Raw genomic sequence first — 22,620 nt, forward strand, 5'->3', positions numbered from 1 at the left:
TCCAAAAGTTATTGATCTTCATATTCGAAACCACCATCTCCATCAGGTTTTCGAATTGTCACAGAATCTACAGTGGTAGAAAGCGGCGTATCCGTTTTAATCAATATTGCATTTGGGTTTCCTGGAACGGAAATATTAGTTACAGAGTTAGCCTTACCAACATCTATAGTAACTTTAGCTGAGAGTGCTCCTCCAATTGAGGAGTCGGCACCATGAACAAACGTATCTGACTGGTTTCCACTGAGGAAAATTTCTCCTTCCGAATTTGGGTTCATTGCGCCATCATTTCTAATTGACTCAATATTCTTAGCCTTGGTTCCATGAAACCCAGTTACAGTATTCGTAACATCAGCTTCAGAATTAAAACCATCTTTCTCGTTAACACCATCTTCATCCCGATACATATTAATCGGGCCAGTTTCAACTGTATGTTGACCACCAGTATCATATCCTTCCCTAGGACCAACATTTGGTGAAGATAGAATCGAATCACGTATATTTCCTTCTTCTATCTGTTTACCACCAGTATTAGTTGGCAGCTGTTCCGTTAACGCAGGGAATCCTTCATTGCGCCCCAAATCAACTCGTGCTTTACCCTCTGTATCAGCTGTGCTCAGGGGACCAGCATCATTTTCAGTGGTAATTGTAGACCAAACATCCGAGGCCATATTTTCAAGCGCACTTGAAACAACCTGCTGAACAACCATCAATTTGGCAACAGTACGCAAAGTCGGGGGAAGGTCATCTAGTGGTTCTATATCAACACTATTGTCAACACCCGTAGCAAGAGCTATAGCCCCAGTAACAGCTACATTTTCAGCGGCTACAATCGCAGTTTCAGCAAGAGGAGCAGCAACTGCTGCATGCCCATTCGGATCAAAGTAATACGTCGGATTACTATAGGCATACAAATAACGATGCAAGCTCGGTGGCGTATTGCTCTCACCCAGATACGTATCCTGGGTCATAAAGCGGCCAATGGCTGGGTCGTAGAAGCGTGCGCCGAAGTAAATTAAGCCTGTATTTTCATCATGCTCCTGGCCAGTAAACACCTGGCGGTTAACACTCGTACCCTCTTGCTTGGTAATGCTACCAAAGACATCACTGCGATACGAGACCTTTACCTGCCCGGCGCTGTCACTCAGGTTGGCGGTGGTACCCAGTGCTGCGTAGTGATAGAACTGGGATTCGCCGCTGTGGTTGAGGCTTAATAGGCGGTCACCGTAGGTGTAGTGTGCGAGTGTGGAACCGGATTGCAGTTCATCTACGATGCTCTTTTGGTCATAGAGGTATTCGATATCCCCTCTGGATGAGCCCAACTGACGAATACGCATGCCACGGTAATCGTAGTGGTTTTGCCCTTGACTGGCTTCGCTGCCGGGCGCGCCGTTTTGCACCTGAGTCAGCTGGTTTCGGCTGTTGTAGGTGAACAAGGTGCTGTCATTGGCACCGTCGATGGTATCGGTGCGGCTCAGCTGATTGCCGTTTCGGTCGTACAGGTAGCTGATTTCACCGCCAGCGGCTTCGGTGATGGTCGTCAGGCGATTGATGTTGTCATAGGTGTATTGACGTTGGCGCTCGGTTTGGCTGCCCACCGTAACGGTTTCGGATTTACGATCGTAGCTTGGGAAATAGGTATAAACCGTTTCTTTATTCTCGCTGCCGTCGTTTTCCGTATAGCGGGTCAGTCTATCTAAGGTATCGTAGCTGTATGTGGTGGTCAGGCTTTGGGTATCGGCAAAGCCGCTTTGCACTTCAACTTGCTGGGTACGGTTGCCATTGTTGTCGTACTGATAGGCAAAGCTCGACAGTAAGCCACCACCGGCCAAGCTGTTTTGGATATCCACCACGCGGCCGGCGTTATCGTATTGATACGCCACCTGGCTGCCATTGGCATTCTCTACCCTTTCCAGCCAACTATTGGCCAGATAGTGATAGCGGCTGATTTCGCTGCCGGACTGAACTTCGCTCAGACGGTTACGGTTATCGTAACGGTAATCGCTGCTGCCCCCTGGGGAGACCAGCTGGGTGCGGTTGCCGTTATTGTCGTATTGGTAGGTTAATACCTGGCCGCGTTGTTCGCTGCGCGTGAGGCGATCCAGAGTATCGTAGGCATAGCTGTAGAGTTCAGTGCCGCGATTGGTGGTTTCACTGACACTCAGCGGATTGTTGTTGCCATCGTAGCTGGTGGTCACGCTGCTTAGGTCACTCCCCGATGGGAAGTCTTGCTGCTGCAGGCGGCCCAGCTGATCAAACTGCTGAGTAAACACCTGCCCTTTGGGGTCAGTGGTTTTGGTCAGGTTGCCTTCGGCGTCGTACTCGTAGCTGCTCGTTAAGCTTCCGTGTTCACGGCTGAGCTGACGGTTGAGTACATCGTAGGTGAAGTTAACCGGTGCCGAGCCCGGCATGGTTTGCACCAGCAGGTTGTCATTGGCATCGTACTGGAACTGGGTTTGCTGGTTGAGGGCATCGCTAACACGCACCAAACGGTTTAGGGCATCGTAATCACGATTTTGCACGGCACCCAATGGGCGGGTCATCTGACGCTGGTTACCGAACAAATCGTAGCGATAGCTGGTGGTTTCACCTTCCGGATTCTGACTGCTGGCTACCCGGCCATCCGCAAAATAGTTGTAGCGTGTGATAAAGCCGGATTCGTCTTCCTCTTCGGTCATAAAACCGGAGAGGTCATAGCGTTGTTTCTGAACACTGTTATCCGCAAAGGTTAATGAGAGCGTATTGCCCCGGAAATCTTTTTCGGTAACAAAGGTATTGTCGTTAGCATCGACAAGTGTTTGAGTTTCACGTCCACCGCTACCGGCATAGCTGCGGGTACTCAGGCGAATGCCGCCACGGGTTTCCACCAATGGACGATTAATGCCATCGTAGGTGGTGGTGGTCACAATATCGCGCTTATCGGTCAGCTGGGTGATATTGCCGACCTTGTCATACATCAGGCGCTCGGTTTGGGAGAGCGGATCGGTTTTCAGGGTCGGACGATGCAGGGCATCGTATTCGGTGCTGTACGTAAAGTTTCTGCGATCGGTGCGGCTTAGTACATTACCTACGCCATCGTAGCTCTGACGAGTAATCCCACCTATGGCATCGGTAACCGTCAGCACACGGTTGAGATCATCGTAGCTGGAGCTGGTTTGACGACCATTGGGGCGAGTGACTTTTAAGACATTGCCCACCTTGTCGTATTCCCAGTTGGTGGTACGAATATTGGCCTCGTTCAAACTCAGCTTGCGATTCAAGGCGTCGTAAGTGTAGGTTTTGTTGCTGCTAGTGAGCGGACCTTCTCCACTCTGACTCAGAGTGGTTGTTAATACATTGCCATTCAGATCAAAGCTCTGCGCGGTTTTGCGCCCAACCGGATCGGTGCTTTCATAGAGGCGTTGTTCCGGGCCATAGACCATGATGCTGGTTCGGCCTTCGGCGTCTTGATGGCGCACCAACAAGCCATCGTTGGTGTAGCTTTTGCTCTCTTCACCACCATCGGGGTTGGTGATGCCCACCTGTTGATTCAAGGCGTTGTAGCGGTAACTGAACGCGAAGCCGTAGGGGCGAGTTTCGCTGGTCAAGTTGCCATTGGCATCATAGCCGTAAGTGCTGTCGCGACCCGCAGCATCGGTGCTGGCGGTCATGCGATTTTGATTGTCGTAAGTGTAAGTGCTACGACGACCTTCTTCATCAACCGTGGCGCTCAGGTTACCGGCGTCGTCATACTCCCAAAGGTATACGCCGTCGAGCGCGTCGAGCTGGGCAATTTTCTGGTAGCGTTCGTTGTAACTGAAGCGAGTTCGATTGCCGTTTTCGTCTGTCTGAGCCAGAAGGTTCTTGGTTTTGTCGTACTCATAGCTTCGGCTGAAACTTAACGGCAGGGCCACAGAGGTTTTGCGGCCCAGTTTGTCCATTTGTTCGACAGTCGTACGGCCTTCGTAATCCACCATGGTTTTGCGCAAACCATCGTTGGTGAACTCATAGGCGTAGCTCATGTCGTCGCCGAGGGCGTTGGTGGTTTTGGTGCGACGGTTTAAATCATCGTACTCATGTTCGGTGAACTGCCCTTTCCAATCGCTTTCACGCACGACGTTGCTGTTGGCATCGTAGCTGTAGCGCATGCGGCCGTCGTAGTTTTCAGTATTATTGCTGCCCTGGCGGGTTACAGAAACAACGCGGTCGCGTTCATCGTACTGATAGCTCAGGAATAAACGGCGGTTTTGATCCAGATAGCTGTCGCGACTGGTTTCGCTGACCTTATTGCCTTTTTTGTCATAGACATACTCAACGGTATTGCCGGCCGGGTCGGTCTTTTTTGTCAGTCGATCGAGCTTGTCGTATTCAAAGCGGCTGATATTACCGTTAGGGTCGGTGCTTTGAGTCATCAAGCCACGATCGGTATTTTGATACCGGGTAACACTGCCAAGGGCTTCTTTCTTTTCTTCCAGGTTTCCGTAGATATCGTATTTATAGGTCGTTTCATTACCGCGACCATCGGTATGCGATGTTTTCTGGCCCTTGTTGTTGTATGCAAAACTCTCGCTAATTGTGCTGCCACTGCCACCAGCTTCACCAATCACTTTTTCAGTGAGTGTAGTCGCCGTAACGTTACCTTTGCCATCCAGCGTCTGACGGAATTCCACGCCGTTTTTATCTGTGCGTTCGAGCAACACCGAGTAACGCTGATCCCAGCTCTGGGTCATGCTGTTATTGAAAGGATCAGTCTCTTTGGTGAGATTACCCTTTGCATCGTATTCGTAGTGCCATTCGGCATTGATGGAGCGATCTTTTTTACGTCGCATGACGTTATCGGGCTCGCCAAGATCCAGACTCCAATCAAACTCCGTAACACGGCCTTCAGGCTCTTCGATGAGTATCGGGTTGCCATAGAGGTTCAAGGTATAGCGTGTGGTATTACCGCGAAGATCAACCACTTCGCGAACATTGTCCCCTCCTGCGGGATATTTAATTTCCGCACTGTCACCACCGGGGTAGTTGACTTTGCGAACCAAATCACTGGGCACAATACCGGGCACGCGATTTCGCATATGAACCGGAGAATCATCCCAGGGGAAATATTCATAGCTGTGGCGACGACCATTAGCATCCGTTACGGCCACCAGATTTGCGACTGGATCAGGGTTGACCAGTTCGTATTCATAGGATTCGACAAAATCTTCACGGCTAAAGCTTTTCAGGAAGCCCGCCATCGGATCGCCATCCGGGAAATACTCGAAGTCCAATTGAATGCCAACCGAGGTACTGACGGACTCCAGGCGCGGCGCATAATTGTGAATGCCATAACGGAAGTTCAAGGTGCGGCCTACCGCATCAGTCACCTTTGAGACCAGTTTGTCCCCGGTCAGGGTAATGTATTCGTAGGTCAGCGTATTGCTATTTCGATCGACAACACGATCCAGCATCATTCGATTTTTATCGCTGTCAAACTGTTCAAAGTGATACTCGGTGCCGTCTTTGGAACGATACAGCCAAAAACCTTCATCATTGGTTTCCAATACACCATGGCGGGCACGTTGGGGAACCCAATCATCGAAGACGGTTTCACGGGTAAAAATACCACCATTACTGATCAACACCATGCTCGGATATACTGCATGGGTCTGCAAGGCTTCCATTTCTGACTTCAGAAGCAGCTGAGGTTGCTCGTCGTCCTGTTCATTACGTGTATCTTTTACCCAGCTTGGCAGATTGTCGCCATAGGGCGCGTTACCATCTGAATAACGAAGAACCTTGGCGAACAGATTGTGGTTGTGAGTCCAGCCTGGGCCGACTACCCCCTGCTCATTTTCAATTTTGGTTTCATTGCTGTAGCTGCGGATAAAGTTCAGCTGAGGACCCAGACCTTGCAGGCTGATATCCTGACGCTGCAGAGTTAATGCGCCACGTTGAATTAAGGTATCGTGCTCAATGATCTGGCCAAGCATATCGCCTGTCGAACTATCGTCGAGTTCGATCTTGTACTGAACCACGACTTCCGGGTCACCGTTGTCTGGCTCAATAATAATGCGCATGTGGAGATCGGTTTCACCGGCGCGGGGTACAAAATCTTCCAGATCTTTGCGGGTCATCAAAAACTGATGGGCACCCGCTTCCATGTCGGTTTCTTCAACAAGATCACGCTCGAAACGTTCCTCGTGGTCATACAGCTTTACCGTGACCTTTGAAGGGCTTTCCACATCAACATCGTAGATTTTAAAACTGCCCAATCGAGACGCTGATGAGGTAACGCCACGCATATAAGCGCGGGTAAACGTACTACGTCCGCTGTAATCGGGGCTAAAGGTATACTGCCAAAGGATATTGTGGGTATCGTTATTATCGAACAATCGTAAGGTAATATGATCCGAGGCCGTTAGGCTCGACAGGTGCTCGATGTTTTCAAAGAGAATACGATTCGCCGCTCCGGCAGTCGCTTCGATTTCATGTTCGCCCAGCGCAAACACCAGTTTTTTATCTGGAGAAAACAGTGAAAGCGGCCCATTCGGGGAGGTGAAAAGATCGTGCAACACTTCCACATAACTGGTAGATTGAGCACCAATTTCAGCCACTCGCTCTCCACGCAAATCCAAATACTGTGGCGCGCCCTCTTTATCGTAGGCATTAACTCCGTTTACCTTCAAACCGTAAACACTGAACTGCATTTCTGGGCGGTAGGCCCAACGGTAAACCGGTTCTGGATCACGGTTGCGCTCGGTGTCGCTCAGCAGGTCATCCTGGCGAGCGTATTCGTGGGCATTTTGACGTTGGCGACTGGCAATCTCGTCGTAAACTGGCACCTTTACTGGCACATAAACGCTTGGGCGGCCGCCTTCGCCGTTAAAGTTAAAGCACTGGTCTTTACCCTCGCTGTCGATGTTGTGACCGCAAACGTAAAGATAGTAATGTTCATTTTGCAGATCACAGCTGCCGCTCAATTTGAGCAGCTGAGGGTGAACACCGGGTTTGATTTCAATGGTATTCAGCTGACTGCCACAGGCGGCATCCTTCGCCAGTTTTCCTGGCGACACCACTTTGGCCAGCATGGCACTGTAGCCCGGCAATTCCGCTGGCAATGTGTTGCCATCATGGTCAAACCATTCAGTGTCGATTTTAATGTAGGTATCATCGCTTAAGGCGGAACCTTCGCCGCCAATCAAGTAACGATTGATCTCACCCTTGTCGAGACCCAGTTCAGTTCTGCTTGTGCGCTCTGCACGAATTTTCAGATTGGGTGGGCGCAATACCAGTTTGCTGATATCCACAGCAATGCTGGTGCCTTGATCAAGTTGCGAGTGCTCCAGAACGGAGGTTACTGAACCCACATAGCCTGTGGCCCGGTTTACCGCGACAATCTGAACACGCTCACCCATGCGCAGATAATCGGCTTTACGACCTTCAAACAGCTCGATTTTAATGCCGGTTTTGCTCCACCAGTCTTCCAGTGAGCCTGTATGTCTTTCAAGAAACGTTGGACCGCGGATCAAAAACTTGTAGTAGAAGTTAGCGCTTTCAGTGTTCTCTTGGTCAGCGCCCACCAGGTTAAAAGGTTGGAACTCCTCTTCCTCAAGCCCAATACGCTCATGAATAAGCTGCCCGGTCGAAGCGCGGAACACATAAATATCGGTTTGCTGGAGGTCTTCCAATGAGATGCTTTTCAACAAGCCTCGATCCTGGAAATCCGGCAGGTGGTCAGCAAGACGAACCAGATCTTCCTCAATGGGCTTATCGGGAAATTCAGTATCGTATTTTGGCGGACGTCCACCCAGGTAGACGTAATATTTCCCCTGATACAACACGGCGATATCGAGGTTGCGATCGCCATCAAAATCGTAGTGCAGCACATTGTTTGCCGGGTCGATTTCCTGAACTTGTGCACGCTCCTGATCGTAAGCAGTGCTTTCCACTTCAACGTCAATACTGCCCTCACCGGTCAGAATGATCGAATCCACTCTCAGGTCTGTTCGACTTTTAATGGGTACGGCAATGGTTGCGAGAATGGCCACAACGTTTGCTCGCTGTCGCTGGTAAGCTGGGCTCCAGCCGTAACAGAAATCAAAATTTGTGGGTATGTAATAATCGTAGGTATTGGCTACGGCGTTATAGAAGCCCGTTGAAAGAATGTTTTTTGTTTTGGGATTGAAATTCCGATAGGGAATTTCAGCGATCATTTGCCCGTCAAACGAGAAGGAATCACAGTCCCACACCGGCAAATACATATTCAGGCGATACTCACCGTATTCACCGGTAGTAACAGATACCTCGTTCGCCAAAGAGTTGAATACCCTTACCCCTGGAATAGGTTTGATGACGGCGTCGTGGGTTTCCTGATTGAACAAGGTACGAGACGCTTTTTTCCCGCCCTCGCCGTCTTCAAGGAATTCACCCCACTTATAGGTGACGGTATTTCTGAACAGCCCCCCTTTTGCCTCGCGGGCGATATCGCCGTTTTTCTTAAGCAAAACGGTAACGTAAGAATCAGAAGAACTTTCACTGAGGTCTTCATAATTACGCAGGTCGATGGTGGACTGAAACAGAATTGGGCCCTCTGGCCCCAGTACATCTGGATCAACAATGGTATCGCTTGATCGAAAATAAACACTCTTAATGGTGGACGAATTAACGTCCGGGCAAGGAACATTCTTTTTAAGCGGTGGATCACCTGCAACCGGTGAAGCGACTTCAATTTGGGGAAGTGATTCACAGTAGGATTTGTATTCACTCTTCGCGACCAGGTTTTCAGAGACTGTGCTCAAAACCAGGGCACCCTTGATGAGATCCGGGTCTGCGTTTTCCTTGAACAACTTAAAACTTTCAACGCGGGCTTGATAATCAACAGCTGACGTTGGAACTACCCCTTCCAGCGCTCCATGAACTTCACCAATTTCCTGAAGCTCTTCGCCATATTGATCCACTTCAACCAGAATTGGCTGGTCATTGGGGCCCAAAATAGGACCACGGGCCATTACGTAACCACGGTGTTTAAAATTAGCAACTTCCGCAATGCTGAACTGAGGCAGCAGTGCGAATAAGATGAAAAGAGATACCGTTTTAAAAAAGTTGTTAAACATCTTGTTGCTCATTTAGTTGCCCTGCTCCAATCCATTTCGAAGAGCGTGAATACTGGTCTCACCATCTAAAAAGGCTTGTAATAATGCTTGTTGTGGCGGTGACGCAATGACGTAACCCAGCTGGTCCAGGGTATTGGCGTTGTCAATACTGGCCTCTACCCAACCCGCTTTAATTCGTCCAACGCCAATCGGCAGTACGCGTCTTGAGTCTCGATCAAGACCGACCATTACCACCAGCGAATCGTCCTGAGGAATGTAGTCGTAGCTGCCACGGAAAGCCGGCATTTTCATTCGGACACTGAAACTGCCGCGTAACTGAATGTTGGCTGGCTGAATGTTATACACCCATTGAGGCAATGCCCCGGTTTGAGCGATGTAACTCATTTGCTGGAACGGCGTGAACTGTACGTGAACCGAACCATTGTCGCGTAATTGAGAAAATTCCAATTGCGCCTGGCTTAAGTTGAGTTCCAATTCACCACTGGCAAGAATGACCTGCTCGCTAGCGCTGGCAATTGGACGATAAGGTACTTCCTTGTTCAACAACGGCACGACAACGGCTCTTGCACGACTCAATTTACCTTCTTCAACCGTTACCCATTCACGCACCTCGCCATAATGAGGGGATGCCTTTTCCGGGTTGTACACGATTTCATAGCGACCTGCGCGCAGGGCTTTTTCCGGTGGCAGGTTAAAGCCAAAGCTGAAGCCGCCATTCACATCACTGGTGGATGTCAATCCAAGAGAAGGAAGCGAAACCTCAATACCTGCAATTGGCTCCTGGCGCTGATCCAGAATAAAGCCATGTAAGAAGCTCGGTACGGCGCGTACCTTGAAGTTTGATCGCGATATTTCTTCGCCGTCATAACTCACATCCACATAGACCGTAGAGCCATAGGCAAAGTCACGACTGGACACAAACGCGACGCTGCTGAGCCCCTGCTGAATGGACAACTCTCCGGGCACGGTTTCCTGGTTTCGCTGAACAATAATCGCCTTAGTGTTATCCAGTTCAGGGAAATCCTTGGGAATACGACTCGGGGGCACATAATCCAGACCGTTGACCGTTTCACGAATCGTGACGGTTAATAAATCGGGATCAATGGCGCGGTTAAAATGCAACTGCACAATATCGTTTGGTTCATTATGCAAACTGCCCGCTACCGGGACTTGCTCTTGCACTTGAAGCTCAAGGCTATTGAGATCCAGAGTGGTCAACGTGAAGACCTGTTGGCTGAGTTGCTCACCCGCACTCGACAAGATTCGCAATGTCAGTCGGTGTTGATTGCTGCTCAAATCGAGGTTTACATTGCTGCGCGCCAAAGTCTCGACCAGTTGCATAGTCAGCGGCGCATCGTCATTGAGCTGAAGTTCAACGGTTTGCCCGGCCTCTAGCCCCAACACACGAGCGCTGATTTCAATATTGGCGGTTGGCCCGGTTAATTCCAGAGTCTGGCTAACGTCTGGCGTCAGCAACTCGATCGAATAGGCACTGGAACTGCGCAATTCGTAGCGCAAGGTCTGTCGATTGCCCGCTTTATCCCAAGCTTCCAGCGTTACGCTTTTCGCTTCATTTACCGGTAACTGCAGCGCCGTATTAAAGCGTGACTCTTCCGGGTTCGCTCCTGGATTCAGTTTGAGTGGAACCCCATTAAGGCTTGCACCGGCCAGGTTCTTATCACGTACCGCGCCGCTCAAGGTGAATGGGTTACTGCTGACGTCATTCACTTCAGGACTTAACTGAAGCTCTGATTGCTCCAAAGTAAAACTCGGTTTAATGCTGTCTTTGCTTATGCGGATAGTCTGCTCGGTTTCTTTCGCACCGGCGTCCACCACCCGGAACAACAAACTCAATGCTTCGGATTCGGCGTTGGCGGTATTGGCCGGGTAATCAAAGCAGGCCTGGTTTCCGTTGAAAGTCAAGGCAATCGGCGCGTCGTTCACGGTAAATTGAACCGGTAGCGATGTCGCACGTACACAACCCGCGATAACCAGGGAGTCCCTTTGAGTGAAGCGCTCGGTGGCTGCATCATTAAACACCAGAACCGGGCCATCATCATTGCCACCGCCGTTGCCATCCGCCACATACTCTACATTAACTTTGGCAGTGGTATCGCCCGCTGAGGTTTCGGCTTTTACCACCAGTTGGTTAATGCCTTCACTCAAACGAATATTGTCAAAGCTGAAACTGTAGCGACCATCTTGCGCATCGCTCGGGAATAAAACTCGATCTCCCAGGCTCATTCGTATCTGCGACGCGGGCAGCTGGGTGTACACATAGCCACTGACCGTAATCACTTCGGTATTGACCACGGAATTATTATTTGGGCTGCTAATCGCAATGGAAGGCTGATTTCCGGTTTCACGATTTATGGTCACGTTTTGCTGAGCAACATTCCCGGCAAGGTCTGTGGCGAAAACGGTTAACTGGTTCACGCCAACCAAGATAGGCATTTCAATGCTGAAGCTGCCATCGGCCTGAATTTCACCTGAGAATTGTTGCTCACCCAAACGATCAGAACGAATATAAACACTGCCAATGGCGCCGCTGTCATCGCTGACCTGTCCGGAAATCACCAGGCTGGTTCTCGCGGCAGGGACATCCTGGTCATCAATCGGTGCGAGTACTGGAGCAATATTGTCCACCACCAATTCGAGAGTGAACTGCAAACTCCGCTGGGGCATATCCTGCTCGGTGAGTGTTATTGTCCAAGTCGCGGTCTGTCCCTCAACAGGTACTTGCAAGCTTAAATCGCCATTGCCACCCTGAGCCGTTACACGCGAGCCATTGGATTCGGCTTCCAGGCTAACGTCACCCTGACTCCCACTTACGGCCACATTCAAGGAATAGAAGCCCTGCTGATGATGAATAGCCCGGTACTGCCCTTCACCCAGTTTTACAACCTCTTTGACGACCACACTCAATGCCGGTAAGGCGTCAATGCTCAGTTCATCCGAGAATGGAGAAAAGACATCAACATTGCCCCCCGTTACCGGGTGGGTATAACGCTGAAGATTGCGAACTTTGTAACGATAGCGGTTTTGCCAGGGCGCCTGCGCATCCGTGTAACTGTTGCTGCTTACTTCTCCCAGCAAGCTGAAGTCGCCATCATTTTCAGCGCGATGAACCTGGAAAATGCCGGTGGCAGCTGCCGTCCACTGTAATTGAACCTCGCTGCCCGAAACCCGTTGCACCGTTAAGCCGCCTGGAAGATTGGTGTTGAAACCCGCAAAGACTTCCTGCTCTTGTTCGATGCCGACCAAACCGTTGGCGGTCACCGCCGCGACTTTATAACGATATAACTCACCTGCGATCGCACTGCTGTCGACATACTCCAGTTCAGTGACATCGGCCAGCTGGCTATAAGTTTCCCCATGACGCTGACGAGAAACGACATAGTGGTCAATATTGGTGGTATCCGCAGGTGCTTGCCACTGAATACTGATTTGTTGCTGCAACGGCGCCAGCACCGCTTGCAATTGTTCTACGGCTGGCAGCTGGGAACGACTTGGATCCAATGGGAAAGCGTCCTGATCGTTTTCGACGCCATCGTTATCTTTGTCATCGTCGCGCGCGTCTGGGATGCCATCACCGTCGGTATCCAGAGGCTTATCATTCGGATCGTTTGGATCACTGCCCAGCTCGATTTCGTCGTCATTGCTAAAACCATCGCCATCACGATCCGGGTCGCTGTTATCCCCTATACCATCGCCGTCCAGATCCGAAGTTTCATTGGGATCATTCGGGAAGGCATCCTGATCGTTGGCGACACCATCACCATCCCGATCGGGGTCACTATTGTCCCCAATACCATCGCCATCTATATCCGATGATTCGCTTGGATCGTTCGGGAACGCATCCTGATCGTTGGCAACACCATCACCATCGCGATCCGGATCACTGTTATCCCCAATGCCATCGCCATCTAAATCCGATGATTCATTTGGATCGTTCGGGAATGCATCGTTTTCATTGGCAACACCATCGCCGTCACGGTCTAAATCCGCGTTATCGCCTACGCCGTCACCGTCAATATCGGAACTTTCATTTGGATTGTTCGGGAACGCATCCTGATCATTCGGCACACCGTCGCCGTCACGATCCGGGTCACTGTTATCACCAATACCATCGCCATCCAGGTCGTTACTTTCGTTTGGATCTTCCGGGAAAGCATCCTGGTCATTGTCGACACCATCGCCGTCTTTATCCGGATCGCTGTTGTCGCCGATGCCGTCTCCATCCAAATCGCTGGACTCATTCGGGTCATTCGGGAAGGCATCTTCATCGTTCAGTACACCATCACCATCACGATCCGTATCAGCATTGTCACCAATACCATCGCCATCAAGATCGGCCCACTCCTCGGGATTGTTCGGGAAGACATCTTCATCGTTGTTAACGCCATCACCATCGCGATCAGGGTCGCTATTGTCACCAATACCGTCGCCATCGAGATCGGCCCATTCAGTCGGGTCATCCGGGAAGGCATCGTCTTCGTCAGGAACACCATCGCCATCGCGATCCTCCGCTCCCACTTTCAAGGTATAACTTTGCTCGACACCTTTGCCCGTGAACAATTCGCTCACCTTGAGCTTTACGTCGTAATTGCCGTTTTGATCTGGCGTCCAACTAATCAATCCCGTTGCTGAATTGATTTCCATCCCATCCGGCTTGGTAAGCAGTTCATACAGCAAAAAGTCACCATCAGCATCTTCCGCTTGAACCTGATACTGATAAAGCTGCCCTATTCCCGCTGTCGTTACCGGCTCACTGACAATAACCGGGGGAGTATTCGCAGCGCAGCTATCAGGGGCGCCTACACTGTAGTTATTATCAACTTCCAAATCTGACAACGCCCGGCTGTAGAACGCCGCCATGTGGATATCACCGCGCCAACCTCGGTTGTACCCATCGCCACTGACCAGTTGGAGGTTAGCAAATTTATCCCAGCCCAAGTCGCTACCACTCAAGTGGCGTAAAATACTCTGGCGACCATTGATGTAAATGGAGGTCATGCCGTCCTTGTCTTTGCTGATCACCACATGACTCAATTTATTTTGTTTGAGCTTATCCTTGGATTTCAGACTCGAACTTCCGCCCCATTCATTGAAAAATTCGACTTCTATTTTCCGGCGGTGCTGATAGATCTCCATATCAGGGTAAAAATTTGAACCGGCAATGCTGGCCAGCATTCCGTAACGGGGTTGGGAGCGCGATGGGCGTAACCAAAACTCCGCCGAGAATTCGTTACTGTCAGATACTGAATCCGAGAGTTTTTCAATACCGCTACTCGATGTCAGTTGTGCTCGACCTTTTACGGTCAAACCTCCGCAAGCCATCCATTCACTGCGACCGGTATCTTCCAGATACAGGTCGATCAGAGGCGCGTGCCCGGAGCCATCTTTAACATCTCTTCCATGACCTTCGGCAAAGGTATAAATCGCCTGCAAACCGGCAACCACCCGATGTGGTGATGTGCTGGACAGCAATTGCACATCCCAACTTTGCTCACTGACGGCACCGCCATCGTCAGTTACTGTAAGTTTCAGGCGATGTAAACCTTCTGTATCAAGGAAGTGATTCAGCTCGGCGTCGGTTGAGATTTCCTCACCATTGAGCGTCCAACGATAAGAGGCAATATCCCCATCAATGTCATGGGAGGCGCTGGCATCAAAGGTGAGGTTAAACGCCTGGTTGGAAACCGTTTCACCTTCTTCGACGCTTATAATCGGCGCCCGATTACAACTGCCCTGCACACCATTGGTATAACGTGCCTGAACCTCAGCGGCATCCAAGCTTTCGTCGTGAACAGCGAGGTAGAGAAACTGCCCCTGCCAACGATCACTGAGGAAACCCAAATCTGCCAAATACAAATAGGCATTGTTACCACGGCTCCACTGCCGATCCAATCCAGAGTTATCCTGAACCTCATCAACCAAGGTGCCATTTATATAGAGACTGATTGAACCACTGTCACTGTGACTGAAGACCAGATGATCCAGACCCTCGCTTCCCGAACCGGCCGGATCACTGGAAAGGATTCTGCGATTACCTCTGCGGTAACCATTATCAATGCTGATACCAGCCTGATATCCTCGGCCATACTGGCTGATCCAGAAATACTCCCTGTATGGACCGGACAGATTGACAATTTCATCCAGAAAAAAGGAGGCGTCTTCAGAGGGCTTCAACCACATTTCAACGCTGACTTCGCCACTGGAAATAACGCCGTTGCGAATTTTGCTTGCGGGCTGTTGGGAACTGACCGACATATCACCACTGACTTCCAAACCACCACAAGCCAGCCATTGATCCGCATTCGGATCGTGAATACTCAGATTTAATGGCCCCGCCACGCTTGAGCTATCACGAACCACATTTCCGGCGCCCTCATCGAAACGGTACTCCGCGAGAGTTTCGGATCTCAACTGGGCTGACCATGTCAGGACCAGAGCGCACAATAATGTCAAAATTCGTAAATTACTCATGCTTCAATGCTTTTTATTTGTATTCCACTTTGAGGTCGGCCAAAACCTGATCGGAGGCCTCTTTCGCCGAATCCTTGATCGACTGAACGGTTAACGCTCTTTGTATTTCCCGGGTTGCTGATGCCAAAGACTGACGCTCGCCGTCATTTTTTGAAATCAAGCGAAACAGTTTCGGCACATTGTCGATGTACACCAGAGAGGAAGTTTCACCTGGTGATAAACGCGATAAGACATTCCTAACACGTGCAGAAACAGGTGTTGTTGCGGTACTGGACTGTAAATGCCGCAAAGATTCTGGCAGCGAATCCTGTTGCCAGCTTTCACGGCTTGCCTGTGAGGACAACGTTTGCAATTGCTCACCTAAATCCTGCTCGTCAACAACACCGTTGAATTGCAAGATTTCATAGTGATAGCTATCTGGCGCGGTAAAACGGTCGATGTTGCTTTGATAATAAGCCTCGACCTCAGCAGCAGACGGCGGTGTACCCATCTTGTATTCCTGTAGATAGGTTTCCACCAAACGCTCTTCCCGATAACGCTCGACTTCCAACTCAAGTTGGGCCAGCTCCTGCTTGTCCATTTTGGCAAGCTGGGCATCGGCCAAGGCTCGCATGCGAACGAGGCTATCGAGCGCATTTGCTCGTGCATCGGCACTGACAATCGATCGATAGTTCGGACCGTAGGCCTTGGCCAAGGTCATATCCAACTGGGCCTGAGTGATGGTACTGTTCCCAACTTTGGCAATAAAAGGCTCCTGCTTTTCCGCACAAGCTCCGAGAAACAGTCCAAACACACATGCCGTCAGCGGCAAGCGCTTAGCGCGAATAGCCATATCAGCCCTCTTTTTTCACTTTAGTGGTTTCCAACAGTCGGCTGATTTCGGCATCCTTGTACTGATTGCGCAATTTGTATCGAATTTCACCTTTCGCGGCATTGTACGGGCGGCGTATAACGCTGGGCTCTTCCACGACTGTCAGCAGGTGGTATCCAAAGGGTGTCTCAATAATGTTGGACACGTCGCCTACTGGCAGCTTGAAAGCCAGCTCGCTGAAGTTAGGTGCGATACTGCCTTCTTGAATCCAACCGATATCGCCGCCTTTTTTTGCCGAAATTTTATCTTCAGAATACAGTTTGGCGGCTTCTTTAAAGTCCATACCTGCTTGTATTTTAGACTGGGCTTCTTGCAAGGTATTGCGCTTTGCCTGACGCTGGGTATCGTCGGTCAAAGGACCAACTCGCACCAGAATATGAGCCACATGCACCTTTTTCTTTTCAAACTCTTCAGGGTTAGCGTCGTAATAAGCGGTTACCGCTTTCTCGTCGACGCGTTTCTCAAGATACGTTTCAAAATAGCGATTAATCTGAACCTGTTTGCGCAACTCATTGATTTCAGCTTGAACCAGGTTTGAATCTTCATTCAATGCAGAGACCGCATCGGCCAGCGCTTCACGTTGTAGATATTCATCCAGAAGCTTTTGTTTCTGAGCGTCATCTTTAGGTTTGAGGTTTCGATACGCCAGAAAGGCGTCAAACTCTTCAGCGGTAATACCTTTGCCGTTCACCGTCGCAATTGATGGTGCCTTATCATTACAGGCTGTCAGCGATGCAATCAGAGCACATGCCAGTACTAAGCGTAATTTGTTGAGTTTCATGTTTAATCTCTTGTTCATTACCTGGTTTTACTGAAGCACACTACCGGAGCCGGAACGAATCCGGTCCAGGTCTATGGTAGATGCGCCAATGTTATTTACGATGACGCGGTCTGCACCGAAGTCCAGATACGCGCCGTTTTTCACTTCGATAATTTCAAACACATGCACACCGATGAGCGTCTTTCCGTCATATACCGAAAGATCATCATCTGTATGAATTTTCAACGTGTTATCGGTATGGCTATGAATGGTGTAGTTCGGTGCAGCACCGTCGTTTACATCGAGGTTTACGAGTCGACCAGCAAGCTCGTTGTCAGTTGTCCATGGTGTGCCTGCGACCTCGACATCCCAAATACCGGCACTGCCGGTCAAATTACTAATCACCAACTCACCCACCGTATGGACAGGTGTGCTGTATTGGGCAGCCGTATTGCCGCCATTGTCGGCGATGAGTTTACGATTACTGAGGTCACGGTTGGCATAAAGAATTGTGCCCGCACCGCCAATCTGGGAACTGTCCTGAGCCCCTTGGGCAAAGACACTCCCGGTAAAACCGCTCACATCATCAACCGCAATTAAAGCTCGACCACCGCCGTCGGCCGAATTGGCAGAACCGCAACTGTCACAGAAGCCGCGAACGTCAATCGTACCGCTACCCAGCAATTGATCAGCTTGAATCTTGATACTGCCACCGGAGCCATATCGATTTGCCCCGTAAGCCAATACATTCCCCTGTATATTCACTGTGGGCGCTTCAAGTGAAATGCTACCACCAGTATCGCTGCCAAAACCTGCCGTATCGGCACGGTCATAATGACCGTAGAAGCACTCAGTCAAACCTGCTGCAACACCTGCGTGGGAGTATACCGTTTCGTTAGCTAGACAGGCGGGATAGGAAAGCCCTAAATCGTCTCTTGCGTAGTTGTCAGCACGTACATTGGTCATATCAATGCGTGAATTTTCATTCAGCAGTAATGTGCCGCCACTCGAAATCTGCACAGAGATTGGTGAATAACCGAAACCGAAAAAGCTGCTGTCACTGCTTTGAAAAGGCTGAATCACTGTATCGAGCAGCGTCATAGCTGCCGTACTCTGCAAAGATTCAACATTGACGACAATCTGCTGGGTACTGCCATCCAATTGGAACACCGTTGCACTGAGATTCCTTGCTTTAAAACTGCTCCCGCTGGAAGCTACCAGAGGGCCATTCAAATTCGCCGTGTTTTTAACACGAAGTTCAGACTCATTTTGGCTAATGACGCCTTCGGTACCACTTAAGGTCAGACTGTCCGCTTGCAACGTTGCCGCCTTCAAGCTCACCTGAGCACCAGCGCTAACCGCTTCGCTTGACACCATCTTGCAGTCATCCAGAGATATTCCACCGGAAGATACAAATGCTCCGCTCAATTTCAGTTCGGTTACAGCCGAGCAATCCAGGCTACTTACGTTAGCTGCACCCTCGATTTCGATTGTTCTGCGTGCACTGATCTGGGTTTGAGGATTTCCGTCAATTCCACCAATACTCCAATTCGAATTATCAGTACTGCTTGTATTGATTTCGAAACGCCCACCTGCGGACACAGTACCCAGATAAAGGCGATTGACATTCGTCAATAGAACGTCGGTAGCCGACAAGGTGGCGTCTCTTGCTATAGTCACATTCCCGACATTTTCAATATTCACTGTCTGTGCTGATAAGGCATCTTTTATATCTATGTATCCGCTTGAGTTCGACGTAAAGTTACCACTTGTATTCACCGCCGCAACCACTGCAATACCGGAACTCTCCAGAAAGCTGAAGCTCGCCGCACTAATTGTACGAATACCGAAATCACTACTATCCCTGATAAATGAGGAATCTTCCAATAACGCATTTCCCGTTATCGTCGAGTTCCCCGTACCAAAAGTGGTAGAGGAGCTGTTATCAAGATCAAGATCGGCACCTATCTGAGTGGCTTTTTCCACTATCAGCTTAGAGCTGTCCTTTTGTGTGACACCTTGAGTAACCGAAAGATTATTGCCAACGTTGACTGTTGTATTTCCAGTTAAAGCAATACTGTCTACACTGAGATCTCCATTGAAATCATAAGTGCCAAGGTCTAACGACAGTCCGGAACCAATAACCGTATCGCCACCCACCTTGAACTTAAAACTGCTGTATTGAACTTGATATAAAAAGTTGTCGGCGTTTAAGTCACCAATAATTTCTACAGATCCGTTGCCCGAAAAATCTCCATTGACGGTAAGATTCCCGCGCACGTTCAAACCCTCATCACCGATCGTTACAGAGTCTGCAATCACATTGCCAAGAAAAGTGTTCTTCTGAGCGGTATCCAGATGACCTAAAACCGTATCTGCACCGGTCTCGATTCTAGGCACATCATCGATGGAATTATTATTGGTGAGGTCGTACGAGTCGGCGTACAACAAGCGGCCAGTACTAATAGACGCCTTGTTTTCAACTCGCAGTTCTTTCAGACGAAGAATACCAACCAGTTCTTTACCTACATAAGAGGAAAGATCATCACTTGAGTCAATCGTTAAACTGTTATCGGTATTCGCTATAACGGTATAGATGCTGCCATCACTTTGGCTACTGTCCAAAATAAAAGGCTGCCCAATCAAACTCTGCCTTGCCAGCGTTGATGGGTAGGTTTGGGACCACTTTAACTCCGTATTAAAATTGTCACTGATGGTGATTTTTTGTTGCCCTGAACCAATATCTTCAATCTGACTGATCGTGTGTGGAAGAAGGCCATATATTACTGTGCTGGGAATATCATTCTGAGCTGTATTATTTGCAGTATTGGAACTTATCAACAAACTTGGCGCGGCATCGCTCTGAGCCTTCACATAAACTGTGCCGGGACCAGACGACTTACGAGGATGAATTTTAGTACCTTCACGAGCTTGCAAGGTCAGACTGTCAAGAATGTCACCACCGGAAAAACTGTCGAAATAAATCGCAATACGTCCACCTGCCCCACTGGAATTACAGTAGTAACCTGTACAATTTCCACCATTTGCACTGACCGTACCAGTGCCCGACAGGCTGGTCGTATGTAAGCGAACGGTACCTCCGGCACCAGCACCGGATGAAGATGCGTCTTTGCCATTGGCATGAATCGTACCGTTAACAACGATTGCTGGTGCGTGAATGATAAGTACCCCGCCACCGGAGCCCTGTTGATTATATTCTTGATGGCCTTGATCCGGGCCAGACATACCCGGCCAAACTGGCAAAGAAATGGAATCAAAGGCCTCTGCATTGACTTCGAGGGCTGCACCACCATGTGAGCTTCGGAAATCCGTGAACCCTGGAATTGTTCGGGTGTACAGTGAGTCGACACTCAATATGCCACCCGCCTGAACGTCCAGCTGTTCGCGTATTGTTAATTCACCCAGATTTTCATTTGCCGAACCGCTGCCATCATCAAGTTGACGGTATTGAGTAATAACCTCTCCACCATTACCAATCGTCAGGCGATTTAATTGAATATCAGGGTTGGCATACCTCACCGAGGTATTTAAAACGGTAATATTACTGTAACTGTGCGCGAGAGTAAGTTCTTCGATACCACTGCTGGCATCAATAGTGATACTGTTTTCACCCCAATCACCAACCTCAATTTGAGCAAACTCGGTGCTCGCCTTACCGCCTTGGTCGGTAACAGTAGCAGAAAAACTGATGGAATCACCGATAAGTGCGTTTTGGGGAATATCAATTTGCACGAGGCCGTCATACTCCCGGTCTCCATTCAAATTAACCGTTTGTACATCAGCACTGCCAATTTGATACTCCAGATTCGCCAATGGAGCCTGATGTCGTACCTTAATCTCGACGTTGGTTTTTCCACCGGCAGGAATACGAAAACCCGGGGGTGTCAGCGTTAGACTCGGTGGAAAATCCGATGCTTTGATCTCTGCATTTACAGAACTGGAAACAACGCTGTTTCCCAGCCCATCAAACACCAAAAAACGAAATTGAAAATTACCAGGATTTAGACCTACCTTCGCTTCCACAGGAACCCGCAGACTCAACTCGCTGGTTCTGGATGACGTCCAACCATAGTCGTCAAGATTCAAACTGCCAACTTCCGCAACAATTTCATTGCTGTAGTTTGACAGAGACAGATCCAAGCTTGATGGATCTGCATTTTCAGAAAGCAGAACCGCTTTAATATGTTGCACATTGAAACCCGGGTCCTGAACCACTAGTGCTCGCTGCTGAATTTCACCGATCTGCAAACTCAGTGCCTGACTACTGGCACTGCTGATACTCGGAGCAACATCTGGAAGCACATCGATTCGATAGGGTTTCTCGAAGTTCATACCGCAGTTATTTTCAGCTCTCAGGGTGATGTCCACCTGAGTTTGGCCGCTTATTGCTCCCCCAAGAAAATTCAGGTGCTCAGGATTTTCAAGATCCAAAAAATAGATAACTTCATCTTCTGTTCTTAAATCCAAGGACTGGCCATTGTGTTGCATACTTACTCTGCTTATACCACCGGGAGAAGTTGCTTTGTATTGAAACGGAGGAACAACACCTTTAGATGGTGTTGCACTTTGCAATGGAACTATTGTCATATCACCTTGATCGAATGCAAGCTGCATTGAAAAATCAAGACTTCCAGAACAAAAAGACCACTCACTAGTACAACTTGACTGCAAGTTTGAACCATTGATTCTTACATAGGAAAATACAGAAAATGCAACTATATAATTCCCTGCATCAAGGTCTATGCCAGCCGGATATGAGTTAATGTTCTGGCTTGACACTAGGTCACTCTGATCGAGATTGCCATCATCCCGATAAACATGCATGTTGTAACCACCAGCATCATCACTTCCATCGAGATTCCCGCTTTCAACACTTAAGCGACCCGAAGCGTTCAACGTTACCTTCACTCCAGGTAACTGATAATTGAATGAGCCTCCCATTAGGGAATCTGGCTCCAAGCTGGTTTTCCCCTGTAAGGAATAACCACTTCCCTGAAAAGATGAGTTGAAAACATTTCTCAGTTCCGAAGGACTTGATATCGCTTCAATTGTGGGAGGCAAACACGCAGCCTCTTCCTCAACAGTCAGAGCAATGGTTTTAATATCTCGACTTAATTCGGTTCCGCCAGCCTTTTTCTCAACAACACGAATAACCAGACTGCGGTTCCCGACATCTTCACTCTTCAATTTATAAAAGTGACGATCGACTTTATATACCTGAGAAAAGTCATTCAAAGTTTCGGCTTTATAGCTTTCACGTTCACTGACCATTTCTTCTGGCTGCTGCTCTCCTCCACCAGGAGGAATCACAATCTGTGCCTGAACTAAGCCTGCAAATAAAAGCAGACTTAGCGAGAGACACCGCAGGGCTTTAAAGTCGAGTCGATTTAATTCCATTTCAACTTCCA

The 22,620-nt window shown here is 49.3% G+C and carries 5 protein-coding genes; all 5 read right to left on the reverse strand.

All coding sequences use genetic code 11. The features are described from left to right. Positions 1–8: 8 nt before the first annotated feature. The 5 genes from G8768_RS10600 to G8768_RS10620 are packed head-to-tail and all read right to left on the reverse strand — an operon-like array spanning position 9 to position 22,609. Positions 9–9,083 (reverse strand): RHS repeat-associated core domain-containing protein, encoded by a 9,075-nt coding sequence (locus tag G8768_RS10600; protein ID WP_167202763.1) that lies wholly within the window; start codon positions 9,081–9,083, stop codon positions 9–11. Beyond that, positions 9,084–15,560 (reverse strand): LamG-like jellyroll fold domain-containing protein, encoded by a 6,477-nt coding sequence (locus G8768_RS10605; protein WP_166847377.1) that lies wholly within the window; start codon positions 15,558–15,560, stop codon positions 9,084–9,086. Between the two features lie 13 nt (positions 15,561–15,573). Then, positions 15,574–16,392 (reverse strand): peptidyl-prolyl cis-trans isomerase, encoded by an 819-nt coding sequence (locus G8768_RS10610; RefSeq protein ID WP_166847374.1) that lies wholly within the window; start codon positions 16,390–16,392, stop codon positions 15,574–15,576. Between the two features lies 1 nt (position 16,393). After that, positions 16,394–17,212, reverse strand: a complete 819-nt coding sequence (locus G8768_RS10615; protein ID WP_166847371.1) for a peptidylprolyl isomerase — start codon at positions 17,210–17,212, stop codon at positions 16,394–16,396. Positions 17,213–17,239: 27 nt separating this feature from the next. Next, positions 17,240–22,609, reverse strand: a complete 5,370-nt coding sequence (locus G8768_RS10620; protein ID WP_166847368.1) for a hypothetical protein — start codon at positions 22,607–22,609, stop codon at positions 17,240–17,242. Between the last annotated feature and the right edge of the window lie 11 nt (positions 22,610–22,620).

The organism is Pseudoteredinibacter isoporae, from assembly GCF_011602085.1.
Taxonomy (GTDB): domain Bacteria; phylum Pseudomonadota; class Gammaproteobacteria; order Pseudomonadales; family Cellvibrionaceae; genus Pseudoteredinibacter; species Pseudoteredinibacter isoporae.